This window comes from Pseudomonas sp. 34 E 7 (assembly GCF_900005715.1).
Classification (GTDB): Bacteria; Pseudomonadota; Gammaproteobacteria; order Pseudomonadales; family Pseudomonadaceae; genus Aquipseudomonas; species Aquipseudomonas orientalis_A.
In genome coordinates this window covers 19,127-31,329 of sequence record NZ_CVTX01000128.1, presented here as the reverse complement: position 1 = coordinate 31,329, position 12,203 = coordinate 19,127, and the positions used below count along the sequence as shown (strand labels likewise).

Here is a 12,203-nt window from a genome sequence, read left to right as displayed (position 1 = left end):
AATGGTGCACTCGACAGGATTCGAACCTGTGACCGCTCGGTTCGTAGCCGAGTACTCTATCCAGCTGAGCTACGAGTGCATTTGTTGCCGCGCATTATAGGCCGTTCAATCTCTATGTAAAGCTATTTTTTCGAGTATTTTCAACAACTTACCGAAAAAACCAGATTGCAACGTACTAAGCAAATAATGGCGGAGAACGGGGGATTCGAACCCCCGACACCCTTTTGAGGTGTACTCCCTTAGCAGGGGAGCGCCTTCGGCCACTCGGCCAGCTCTCCGCAACACGGGGCGTATATTAACCACGTTCCTCCCCGTTTGCAAACATAAAAAACGATAAAAATTAAAGGCTTGGTTCTTCGTCCTTCTCTTTCTTGATCCGCAGGTAGATTTCCTCGCGATGGACCGCTACCTCTTTCGGAGCGTTAACCCCGATACGCACTTGATTGCCTTTGACGCCGAGCACGGTCACGGTGATTTCGCCATCACCGATAATCAGGCTTTCTGCGCAACGACGAGTCAGAATCAACATACCTTTCACCTCACGCAATTCATTTCAGGAACAACAGTCTGCAAAAAAAAGGCATTGGACCTACAACCAGACGGCCATAGCCCTACCGCCTAAGTATTGTCGAGCCCACGCAAAAGAACATGCGCTCAACAAAAAAATGAAAGGCGCGGTAAGCCGCGCCTTTCTGGCATCGCATCACTCGCCCTGTCGGGCCGGAGCGTCCAGCTCAAAAGCGGTATGCAGCGCGCGCACAGCCAGCTCCAGGTACTTCTCCTCGATCACCACCGAGACTTTGATCTCTGATGTAGAGATCATCTGGATGTTGATACTTTCCTTGGCCAGCGCCTCGAACATGCGGCTGGCAACACCTGCGTGGGAGCGCATGCCCACGCCCACGATCGATACCTTGGCGATCTTGGTATCACCGATCACTTCACGGGCGCCGATCTCCTTCGCCGTGTTCTGCAGGATACGCTCGGCCGCATCGTACTCGTTGCGGTGCACGGTGAAGGTGAAATCGGTGGTGTTATCGTGCGAAACGTTCTGCACGATCATGTCGACTTCGATATTCGCACCGCTGATAGGGCCGAGGATCTTGAAGGCCACACCTGGAGTGTCTGGCACGCCACGGATCGTCAGCTTGGCTTCGTCGCGGTTGAAAGCGATGCCGGAAATGATCGGCTGTTCCATGGATTCCTCTTCATCAATAGTAATGAGGGTGCCCGGACCCTCCTTGAAGCTGTGCAGTACGCGCAGCGGAACGTTGTACTTGCCGGCGAACTCCACCGCACGGATCTGCAACACCTTGGAACCAAGGCTGGCCATTTCCAGCATCTCTTCAAAGGTGATCTTGTCCAGGCGCTGGGCCACGGACACAACGCGCGGATCAGTGGTGTAGACGCCATCCACATCGGTATAGATCTGGCATTCGTCGGCCTTGAGAGCCGCTGCCAGCGCCACGCCCGTGGTATCCGAACCGCCACGCCCGAGGGTGGTGATATTGCCCTGCTCGTCCACCCCCTGGAAACCGGCTACAACCACCACGCGTCCAGCCTTCAGATCGGCACGAATCTTCTGATCGTCGATCTGCAGGATGCGCGCCTTGGTATGCGCGCTGTCGGTAAGAATGCGCACCTGGCTACCAGTGTAGGACACCGCCGGCACACCGCGCTTGTTCAACGCCATGGCCAGCAACGCAATAGTCACCTGCTCACCGGTGGACACAATGACATCCAGCTCACGCGGCAGCGGCTGTTGATCACCGCTGATGGCCTTGGCCAGGTCGATCAGGCGATTGGTCTCGCCGCTCATGGCCGACAGCACGACCACCAGGTCGTCGCCGGCATCACGGAACTTCTTAACCTTGTCGGCGACCTGCTCGATTCTTTCGACAGAACCGACCGAGGTGCCTCCGAATTTCTGTACGATCAAAGCCATTTCTAAGCCGCCTCAGCCCGTAAAGGGGCGCCCAATAAACGAATCTTCCAGCAACCGAGCGAGCCCACGACTAAACCATGGGCTCATTAACAGCGCCTTAAATACCTGCCTCGACAAACGGCACGGCCAAGGCCAGGGCCGCGTCCAGGGCGCCGGCATCCACACCACCGCCTTGCGCCATGTCCGGACGACCACCGCCCTTGCCGCCCACTGCCGCAGCAGCTTGCTTCATCAAATCACCGGCTTTGAGTTGGCCAGTCAGGTCCTTGGTTACACCGGCAACCAGAACGACCTTATCCTCATGGACACTGCCGAGCAGGATCACTGCGCGGCCGAGCTTGTTCTTCAACTGATCGACCAAGGCCAGCAACGCCTTGCCGTCCTGACCGTCCAGGCGCGCCGCCAGGACTTTTACGTCCTTGACGTCAACCGCCGAGGCCGACAGATCGTCGCCCGCGGCACTGGCTGCCTTGGCCTGCAACTGCTCCAGCTGTTTCTCCAGCGCGCGGTTGCGCTCAAGCACGGCGGACAGCTTGTCGATCAGATTGTCGCGGCTGCCCTTGACCAGGCCGGCCGCTTCCTTGAGTTGTTCTTCGGCGGCATTGAGGTAGGCCAGCGCCGCGGCGCCGGTCACCGCCTCGATACGGCGCACACCCGAGGCCACGCCGCCTTCGCTGATGATTTTCAACAGGCCGATGTCACCGGTGCGATTGGCGTGGATACCGCCACACAGTTCCACCGAGAAGCTGCCGCCCATGCTCAGTACGCGCACTTGGTCGCCGTATTTCTCGCCGAACAGCGCCATGGCGCCTTTGTTCCTGGCGGTCTCGATATCCGTTTCCTCGGTTTCAACCGGGCTGTTCCTGCGAATTTCCGCGTTGACGATATCTTCCAGCGCCTTGATCTGCTCAGGCTTGATCGCTTCGAAATGGCTGAAATCGAAACGCAGGCGCTGGCTATCGACCAACGACCCCTTCTGCTGGACATGCTCACCGAGCACCTGGCGCAACGCAGCGTGCAGCAAGTGAGTGGCCGAATGGTTCAGCGCGGTTGCATGCCGTACATCGGCATCGACCTGAGTATCGACCGGCGCACCCACGACCAGGTTGCCCAGCACCAACACACCATGGTGCAGGAACGCACCACCGGTCTTGGTGGTGTCGCGCACCTCGAAACGACCGGACGTCGAACCGAGGAAACCACAGTCACCGATCTGGCCACCCGACTCAGCGTAGAACGGCGTCTGGTCCAGGACCACGACCGCTTCATCGCCCTCGTTCAGCACATCGACTGACTTGCCGTCTTTATAAATGGCAACGATTTTGGCGGAGCCGGCGGTTGCCTTGTAGCCGATGAACTCGGTGGGTACATCAACCTTGACCAAGGTGTTGTAGTCCAGGCCAAACGAGCTGGCCGAACGCGCGCGCACACGCTGGGCCTCCATCTCGCGCTCAAAACCTACCTCATCGACGGTCAGCTCGCGTTCGCGGGCGATGTCGGCGGTCAGGTCCATTGGGAAACCGTAGGTGTCGTAAAGCTTGAACACCACGTCGCCCGGCACCACCGTACCCTTGAGCTCAGCCAGGTCCTGCTCGAGGATTTTCAGGCCATGCTCCAGGGTCTTGGAGAACTGCTCTTCTTCAGCCTTGAGCACCCGCTCGATGTTGGCTTGTTGCTGCTTGAGTTCCGGAAAGGCGTCGCCCATCTCGGCCACCAGCGCAGCCACGATCTTGTAGAAGAAGCTGCCGGTCGCACCCAGTTTGTTACCGTGACGGCAGGCGCGACGGATAATGCGGCGCAGCACATAGCCCCGGCCTTCGTTGGACGGCAACACGCCATCGGCAATCAGGAAACCGCAGGAACGGATGTGGTCCGAGACCACCTTGAGCGAAGACTGGCTCTCATTGGCGCAGCCAATGGCCGCAGCCGAGGCACTCAACAGGTTGGTAAACAGGTCGATTTCATAGTTGGAGTGAACGTGCTGCATGACCGCACTGATGCGCTCCAGCCCCATGCCGGTGTCCACCGACGGTGCCGGCAACGGATGCAACACGCCATCGGCGGTGCGGTTGAACTGCATGAACACGTTGTTCCAGATTTCGATATAGCGGTCGCCATCTTCATCCGGCGAACCCGGCGGGCCGCCCCAGATGTCGGCGCCGTGATCGTAGAAAATCTCGGTGCAGGGGCCGCACGGGCCGGTATCGCCCATGGTCCAGAAGTTATCGGACGCGTAAGGCGCGCCCTTGTTGTCACCGATGCGGATCATGCGTTCGGCGGGCACACCGATTTGCTGGGTCCAGATGTCATACGCTTCGTCATCCGTCGCGTAGACGGTGACCCAGAGCTTTTCCTTGGGCAGCTTCAGCACGCCGGTCAGGAAGGTCCAGGCAAAGGTGATCGCGTCTTTCTTGAAATAATCGCCAAAGCTGAAGTTGCCCAGCATTTCGAAGAAGGTGTGGTGGCGCGCGGTGTAACCGACGTTTTCCAGATCGCTGTTCTTGCCGCCGGCGCGTACGCACTTCTGACTGCTGGTGGCGCGGGTGTAGGCGCGCTTTTCCTGGCCCAGGAAGCAGTCCTTGAACTGGTTCATCCCCGCGTTAGTGAACAGCAGGGTTGGGTCATTGCCTGGGATCAAGGAGCTTGAGGCTACACGGGTGTGGCCTTGCTCTTCGAAGAAGCGAAGGAAGGCTTCACGGATTTCTGCGCTTTTCATTAGGTTCTTCCACGGAGGCTGCGGCCAAAGGCCAGTGCGCAACATCATCAGACGAAGCGACGGCAAAGGGCCGCATTATATCGGCCCTTTGCCGGTGGTACAGCGTGTTTATGTGATAGAAACAGTCAATTAGACGGCCTGCACTGTCATTTCCGCGAAAATGCGACGAATGTCTGCACGACTTGCTCAATCTGGGCCCGACTGACATCCAAATGCGTGACCATGCGCAGACGCGGCGCGGCGCTCAACTTGATCCCGTGCTCGGCGGCAAAGCCTTTCAGGGCCTGCGCCCGATCGCCCATCTGCACATAGACCATGTTGGTCTGTACCGGCTCGACCGTATAACCGGCCTGGCGCAACGCATCCCCCAGCCACTGCGCATTGGCGTGGTCATCGGCCAAACGCTGCACCTGGTGATCCAGGGCATACAGGCCCGCCGCCGCCAGGGAACCGGCCTGGCGCATGCCGCCGCCGACCATCTTGCGCAGGCGCCGCGCCTTGGCGATCAACGCGGTGGAACCGCACAGCACCGAGCCGACCGGTGCGCCGAGCCCCTTGGACAGGCACACCGACACCGAATCGAAATGCCGGGCAATCTCTCGTGCCTCCACGCCCAATTTGACCGCTGCGTTGTAAAGCCGCGCGCCATCCAAGTGCAAAGCCAGGCCGTGTTCACGGGTAAACGCACGCGCCCGGGCCAGATATTCCAGCGGCAGCACCTTGCCCTGCATGGTGTTTTCCAGCGCCAGCAAGCGCGTACGGGCGAAGTGGAAGTCGTCGGGCTTGATGGCGTCGAGCACGTGATTCAGGTCGAGGGAACCGTCGGCCTGCACTTCCAGCGGCTGCGGCTGGATTGAACCGAGCACGGCCGCCCCGCCGCCTTCGTATTTGTAGGTATGGGCCTGTTGCCCGACGATATATTCCTCGCCGCGCTCACAGTGGGCCATCAACGCCAGCAGGTTGCTCATGGTGCCGGTGGGCACGAACAGCGCAGCGTCGAACCCCAGGCGCCTGGCCAGTTCAGCCTCCAGTTGGTTGACGCTGGGGTCTTCGCCGTAGACGTCATCACCGCTGACGGCGCTGGCCATCGCATCGAGCATACCGGGGGTGGGTTGAGTCACGGTGTCGCTGCGCAGGTCGATCACGGTCATGAAGGGGGCCTCTAACGGAATGGATAAGTCCTTTTGTGAGTGATTACTGCGGGCAAAGCCACGCAATATCAAGTCCCCGCTGCACTCAATCGAATACCCACCAAACAAACCGATATAGCTTATCGATACGGCAACCGTGCAGTTTTTGAAAAACCATGTTAAAAACTCTGCGCCGCCAGGGTTCTGGCGGCAACGTTCTCAGGGCGGGGTGTAATTCCCCACCGGCGGTAATTGCGCGCAATGTGCATAGCCCGCGAGCGCTTGGCGCCTCGAACTGCTCAGGCAGGACGGCGACAAGGTCAGCAGACCCGGTGTGATCCCGGGGCCGACGGTCATAGTCCGGATGAAGAGAGAACGGGATTGGCACCTAAGGGCCGCGCGCCTGTTCGCGCACGCGTACCCTTAAATCCCATTCGATTCATAACGCCCTGTTTTTTTCTTAAACAGGAGTCAGAACATGCAACCCACCGCAATCGACAGCAAAAGCAAAAACCATCACGGCGAGCGTGTCGCGTTTATCCAGGCCTGCTGGCACAAGGATATTGTCGACCAGTCGCGCAAAGGCTTCCTCGCCGAAATGATCGCCCAGGGCTACCAGGAATCGGACATCGATTTCTTCGAAGTCGGCGGCGCCTTTGAAATGCCCCTGCACGCCAAGCTGCTGGCCAAGACCGGCCGTTACGCCGGTATCGTCGCCGCCGCGCTGGTGGTGGACGGCGGCATTTATCGTCACGAATTCGTCGCCCAATCGGTGGTCAGCGGCCTGATGCAGGTGCAGTTGGAAACCGAAGTGCCGGTATTTTCGGTATCCCTGACTCCCCACCATTTCCACGGGGGCAGCGAACACACCACCTTCTTCTACGAGCATTTCGTGCACAAGGGCCAGGAAGCTGCGCGTACGTGTGCCGACACCCTGCACAAGGTGCGGGCGATCCGTCGTAGCGAGCCGCGTGCTGTAGCGGTCTAAGCAACACCGCAAAACGAGTGTGGGAGGGGGCTTGCCCCCGATGGCGGTGTGTCAGTCAGCTCATCTGTAGCTGAAACACCGCTATCGGGGGCAAGCCCCCTCCCACATTTGAAGCCAGTCAGGCCTGAGATCTATGCAAGGCCAGCTTCTGTGGTCGGCACGATGAGAATTCCCGCGCGCAAACCATTCTTCACCTTCGGGTTGGGGAAGATGATGCGTACGCCCTCCTCCTCGATCACCCAGCGGGTCTGGGCCACATCTTCGGCCAGCAGATACCCCTTTTCCAATTCCGAAAAGTTTTCCACGTCCGCCGGCAAATGCAGTAGGAACGCGTCGCTGTGCTTGATGATTTCCCGTGCGACGGCGAACAGCTTCAAGCCGTCGAGGTCGCCTGTCTCAGGCTCGGTGCCTTCGATGATGTGCTTGAGGCGCGTCTCCAGCCTGGACACATCCACGCTCTGGTTCTGGCCGAAAGGACGGGCCTTGCCCAGCTCCAGGGTGAAGGCCTCGGCGTCGAGTCGTTCGTAGGTGAACGCCGTGAAGGTGATAGAGGCTTTGTTCTGCAGCAGCACCGCCTCCATTCCGGCGGCGCGCAGGCGCTCCAGCTCACGGCGCGAATGCTGGCGCCCTTCTTTCCACGGGTACAGCGCAAATTGCTCGATCTTCGAGCCGCGAATCGCGGTGTGCAGGTCGTAATGCAGGCGCGAACGGCCCGGCTGGCTGAAAAAGCTGCGGGCCAACTGTTCAAGTTCGGCGGCGCGCATGGCTTCGGGACCAATGTTGCTTTCATGCCGGCCGTTGAACAGCCGGTTGATGTCCAGTTCAAGGTAACGCTCGCCGCGACGCATGGCCTCGGGGTTGCCGAACAGGAACAGAATACGGGTGCGGGGCTTGATCTCCCCACGGGCGATGCCATGCAACAGGCGGTCGAGCAGTTCGATCGGCGCGGTTTCGTTGCCATGGATGCCGGACGACAGCAGCAGGTCGCCGCCATTGTCCCGGGCTTCAGGCGGGCGCACTTCAAGCGCGCCCTCACTGAGCCAGCGCATTTGCACGCCGTCGACAGTCAGTTGAATTTTTTGCGCCGGTTCGCGACCGGCGAGGGTCAGTTCAAGCAGTTTGCCGAGGGCGAGCATAAGCAGCTTCCTTAGTGGTTGCAGCCTGGGCCGTGGACGTGATCGTCGTCATCTCCTTCGACGTCAGCCGGTTCCATTTCCAGTTCCAGGCTCATCAGGTTGGTCGCCAGCGGGCGCATCAGCAGGTTGGCGTACTCGGCGTCGCCCTCTTCCACATCCACACCGATCAGCAGTTGGCCACGGCCGTCATGCTGGATCCAGATCTCCTTGCCCTGCCAGACCACGGCAACGCGGGTGCAGGAGGTTTCCAGCTGGGTGCCGTCGGTGTCTTCAAGGATCAGCTTCAGGGTGTCGGTCATAAATAAAATATCTCAGCCGTAGGGCGTTAATTGATCTGGAAAGGATAAACCGAGCCCAGTTTAAGGATTTGCGTCAGTTCATCCAGTGCCGTCCGGCACTCAAGCAGCAATTGCGGGTCAGCCAGGTCGGTTTCGCGCAGGCTGTCGCGGTAGTGCCTGTTGACCCATTGGGTCAGGGTGTCGTACAGCGGCGCGGTCATGATAACGCCTGGATTCACCGCCGCCAGTTCGGTTTCGTTCAACGCCACACGCAAACGCAGGCACGCCGGGCCGCCGCCGTTCTGCATGCTTTGCTTGAGGTCGAACACCTTCACTTCGCGGATCAAGCCGCCGCTGGCCGTGAGGTGCTGCAGGTACGCCCAGACGCGCGGGTTGGCGCGGCATTCTTCCGGCACGATCAGCAGCATCGAGCCATCGGGACGTGTCAGCAACTGGCTGTTGAACAAGTAGGAGCGCACCGCATCTTCGACGCTGACCTGGGAACGCGGCACACACACGGACTGGAAGTTGCCGCCCCGCTTGCCCAACTTGCCCTGCAGTTCGGCGAGCATCTGTTCGGTGTTGAGGAACGCGTCCTCGTGGTAGAACAGCACCTCGCCGTTGCCGACCGCGATCACGTCGTTGTGGAACACACCGGCATCGATCACCGCCGGGTTCTGCTGGGCGTAGACCACGCCGTCATCCTTCAGGCCGTGCAGACGTGCAACCGCCTGGGACGCCTCGAGTGTCTGGCGCGCTGGATATTTTTGCGGGGCCGGGTAGCGAGCATCGAACGCACTGCGGCCAAACACGAAGAACTCGACGCCGGCCTCACCGTATTCACGGCAAAAGCGCGTGTGATTGGCCGCGCCCTCATCGCCAAACTGTGCCACCGCCGGCAATGCCGCGTGGTGGGCGAAGTGCTTCTGGTCGGCGAACATCGCCCCCAGCACGCGGCTGGTGGTCGGGTGTTCGATGCTGCGGTGGTATTTGCAGTTGAGGTTGGCAGCGGTGAAATGCACGCGGCCATCCGCCGTGTCGGCGCTGGGACTGACCGTGGCGGCGTTGGCCACCCACATGCTCGACGCCGAGCAGCTCGCCACCAACAACGGCATGGCGTGCCTGGCCGCCTGCTCGATGACCTGAGCGTCGGTGCCGCTGAAACCGAGGTTGCGCAGAGCGGCCACATCCGGGCGCTCCTGGGGCGCGAGTACGCCTTGCACAAAGCCCATGTCCATCAGCGCTTTCATTTTTTGCAGCCCCTGCAACGCCGCTTCCCTGGGGTTGGAATGCTGCTGGCTGTTGCTCTGGGACGCGACGTTGCCGAAGGACAAGCCGCCGTAGTTATGGGTCGGCCCCACTAGACCGTCAAAATTGACTTCATAGGATTTCATCGGCGAGGCTCCACGAACATCTGTTCTTATAGGCAATCTTCAACACACCACAGATTCAGTGTGGGAGGGGGCTTGCCCCCTCCCACATTCAAATAAGCGTAATGCCAGGTGTTAGCGTGGCGGGCACCGCCAACGTTGGGGTCTCCAGCGACGCCACCGGGTACGCGCAATAATCGGCCGCGTAATACGCACTGGCGCGATGGTTACCCGAGGCCCCGACCCCGCCAAACGGCGCGGTGCTGGCGGCGCCGGTCAGCTGTTTGTTCCAGTTGACGATACCGGCGCGGCTTTCCAGCCAGAACTGCTGGTAACGCGCCTCGGAATCCGACAGCAGGCCTGCGGCCAGGCCGTACTGGGTGTCGTTGGCCTCGGCAATCGCCGAAGCAAAATCTGCGTAGCGAATCACCTGCAACAGCGGGCCGAACAGTTCTTCGTCTTCGCGCTCGGTCACTGAGGTCACGTCGATGATGCCCGGGGTCAGCAAGGCGGCCTGGTCCCGGGGTTGGGTCATTTCCAGCAGCGCCACAGCGCCATTGGCCAACATCAGTTCCTGGGCGTCCATCAAGGCTTTGGCGGCAGCCAGGGAAATCACCGAGCCCATGAATGGCGGCGGTTGCTGGTCGAACGCGCCCACTTCAATGGCGGCGCTGACCGCTACCAGACGTGCCAGCAACGCATCGCCCCAGGCGCCTTCCGGCACCAGCAAGCGACGGGCGCAGGTGCAGCGCTGGCCGGCGGAGATAAACGCCGACTGGATGATGGTGTACACCGCCGCATCCACGTCGGCCACTTCGTCTACCACCAGCGGGTTGTTGCCACCCATTTCCAGGGCCAGGATCTTGTCCGGACGCCCGGAGAACTGCTGGTGCAGGTGGTTGCCGGTTCGGCTGGAACCGGTGAAGAACAGACCGTCGATGCCTGGGTTGGCCGCCAGCGCGATACCGGTTTCCCGCGCGCCTTGCAGCAGGTTCAATACACCCGCCGGTAAACCCGCTTCGATCCAGCACTGCACGGTCAGCTCGGCAACTTTGGGCGTCAGCTCGCTCGGTTTGAACAGCACGGTGTTACCCGCCAGCAGCGCCGGGACAATATGCCCGTTCGGCAAGTGACCGGGAAAGTTGTAGGGGCCGAACACCGCCACCACACCGTGAGGCTTGTGGCGCAGCACAGCGGTGGCGTCGCCCAGGGCGCCGCTCTTCTCGCCGGTACGCTCGCGATAACTTTGCACCGAGATGGCGATCTTGTTGGCCATGCTGGTGACTTCAGTCGCCGATTCCCACAGCGGCTTGCCAGTTTCCTCACCAATGCAGCGGGCGATTTCATCAGCGCGGCTTTTCAGCGTGGCGGCGAAGGTTTCGAGCACACCGATGCGCTCTTCCAACGACTGCCGAGCCCAGCCTGGAAACGCCTGACGCGCAGCCTGCACGGCGGACTCGACCTGTTCGGCCGTCGCGCCATTGCCGCTCCACAGCACTTGCTGGGTGACCGGGTTACGCGACTCAAACAGTTCACCCTGGCCAGCCAGCCAGCTACCTGCGATGTACAACGAATTCATTATTTCGACTCCCGAGCAGCAGACAACGCAACAGCACGCACTTGATCACCGACCACCAACTGCAGGCGCCTGGCGGTCTGGGGATCGACCACCAACGTGCCCGCAGCCAGGCGGGCCGGTGCGGCCGTGATGCGGCAGTCTTCGCGTTTGCGGTTATGGATCAGGAACGGCGTGGCGTCGTCCCCCGGCGTGCCGATTGCCAGCACCAGCGCCTGGCTGTCGCGCACCGCACGAATCTTGCTGGTTTCACACTCCACCGCCGGGCCCGCGTCGAAAATATCCACATAGCCCTGGTAGCTGAAGCCTTCGCTCTTGAGCATGCTCAGCGCCGGCTCGGTGTCCGGATGCACCTTGCCGATCACGTTGCGCGCGTCTTCGGAAAGAAAGCAGCTGTACAGCGGAAACTTCGGCATCAGCTCGGCGATAAACGCCTTGTTGCCGACGCCGGTGAGGTAGTCGGCCTGGCTGAACTCCATCTTGAAGAAGTGTCGGCCCAGGCTTTCCCAGAACGGCGAGCGCCCTGCCTCGTTGGACACGCCGCGCATCTCGGCAATGATCTTGTTGCCAAACAATTGCGGGAATTCGGCGATGAACAACAGGCGCGCCTTGGCCAGCATGCGGCCATTGAGGCCGTTGCGGTAATCGGCGTGCAGGAACAACGAGCACAGCTCGGAATTGCCGGTGAGGTCGTTGGCCAGGAACAACGTCGGAATTTCGCGGTAGATATTCAACTCCTGGGAGGCGCTGACCGTCAGGCCGACCCGGAAGTTGTACCAGGGCTCGCGCAGGCCGACGGCGCCGGCAATGGCCGAAATCCCCACTACCCGACCTTCGTCGTTTTCCAGCACGAACAGGTAGTCCGCATCGCCGCGCCCGGCTTCGCCGCGAAAGGTTTTCTCCGCCCAGCCCACGCGATGGGTCAGGCGCTCTTCGTTGGCCGGCAAGGTGGTGAGGCCGGTGCCGGTGCTGCGCGCCAGGTCAATCAGGGCCGGTAAATCGCTGCTGCGTACGGGACGAACGATCATGCTATCTCCTCGAACGGGCCGCTGTGGTCAGCCACC

Annotated in this window: 10 protein-coding genes, 2 tRNA genes and 1 riboswitch; of the genes, 1 reads left to right on the top strand and 11 read right to left on the bottom strand. The window is 60.7% G+C overall.

What is annotated here, in order from left to right:
• Positions 1-2: 2 nt before the first annotated feature.
• From BFP96_RS10715 to ltaE, 6 genes are all read right to left on the bottom strand, one after another.
• Positions 3-79 (bottom strand) — tRNA-Arg (locus BFP96_RS10715).
• Positions 80-187: 108 nt separating this feature from the next.
• Positions 188-278: transfer RNA gene (locus BFP96_RS10710), tRNA-Ser, on the bottom strand.
• A 62-nt stretch (positions 279-340) separates the two neighbouring features.
• The gene (gene csrA / locus BFP96_RS10705) at positions 341-529 is read right to left on the bottom strand and encodes a carbon storage regulator CsrA (RefSeq protein WP_003175645.1); all 189 of its coding nucleotides are present in this window, start codon (positions 527-529) and stop codon (positions 341-343) included.
• 174 nt (positions 530-703) lie between these two features.
• The gene (locus BFP96_RS10700; RefSeq protein WP_057723714.1) at positions 704-1,945 is read right to left on the bottom strand and encodes an aspartate kinase; all 1,242 of its coding nucleotides are present in this window, start codon (positions 1,943-1,945) and stop codon (positions 704-706) included.
• Between the two features lie 97 nt (positions 1,946-2,042).
• Positions 2,043-4,661, bottom strand: a complete 2,619-nt coding sequence (gene alaS, locus BFP96_RS10695) for an alanine--tRNA ligase (protein ID WP_065936187.1) — start codon at positions 4,659-4,661, stop codon at positions 2,043-2,045.
• 146 nt (positions 4,662-4,807) lie between these two features.
• Entirely contained in the window at positions 4,808-5,812 is a 1,005-nt protein-coding gene (ltaE, locus tag BFP96_RS10690; protein WP_065936186.1) for a low-specificity L-threonine aldolase, read from the bottom strand.
• Between the two features lie 190 nt (positions 5,813-6,002).
• Positions 6,003-6,172, top strand: a riboswitch (FMN riboswitch).
• Between the two features lie 97 nt (positions 6,173-6,269).
• Here ltaE and BFP96_RS10685 point away from each other — a divergent pair.
• On the top strand, positions 6,270-6,779 hold the full coding sequence (locus tag BFP96_RS10685) for a 6,7-dimethyl-8-ribityllumazine synthase (RefSeq protein ID WP_057723717.1): 510 nt from the start codon (positions 6,270-6,272) through the stop codon (positions 6,777-6,779).
• A 131-nt stretch (positions 6,780-6,910) separates the two neighbouring features.
• On the opposite strand, the gene astE is transcribed toward BFP96_RS10685, so the two are convergent.
• The 5 genes from astE to astA form a co-directional block, all read right to left on the bottom strand.
• Positions 6,911-7,915, bottom strand: a complete 1,005-nt coding sequence (astE, locus tag BFP96_RS10680; protein ID WP_065936185.1) for a succinylglutamate desuccinylase — start codon at positions 7,913-7,915, stop codon at positions 6,911-6,913.
• An 11-nt stretch (positions 7,916-7,926) separates the two neighbouring features.
• Positions 7,927-8,214, bottom strand: coding sequence for a topoisomerase II (locus BFP96_RS10675; RefSeq protein ID WP_065884430.1), 288 nt, complete (start codon positions 8,212-8,214; stop codon positions 7,927-7,929).
• Positions 8,215-8,240: 26 nt separating this feature from the next.
• Positions 8,241-9,587 carry an N-succinylarginine dihydrolase gene (astB, locus tag BFP96_RS10670; protein WP_065895867.1) on the bottom strand — a complete coding sequence of 449 codons (1,347 nt, stop codon included), beginning with the start codon at positions 9,585-9,587 and terminating at the stop codon, positions 8,241-8,243.
• An 88-nt stretch (positions 9,588-9,675) separates the two neighbouring features.
• Entirely contained in the window at positions 9,676-11,145 is a 1,470-nt protein-coding gene (astD, locus tag BFP96_RS10665) for a succinylglutamate-semialdehyde dehydrogenase (RefSeq protein WP_163001579.1), read from the bottom strand.
• Complete coding sequence (astA, locus tag BFP96_RS10660) at positions 11,142-12,167, bottom strand: arginine N-succinyltransferase (RefSeq protein ID WP_065884427.1); 1,026 nt, start codon at positions 12,165-12,167, stop codon at positions 11,142-11,144. The genes astD and astA overlap by 4 nt, the downstream gene beginning before the upstream one ends.
• Positions 12,168-12,203: the final 36 nt, after the last annotated feature.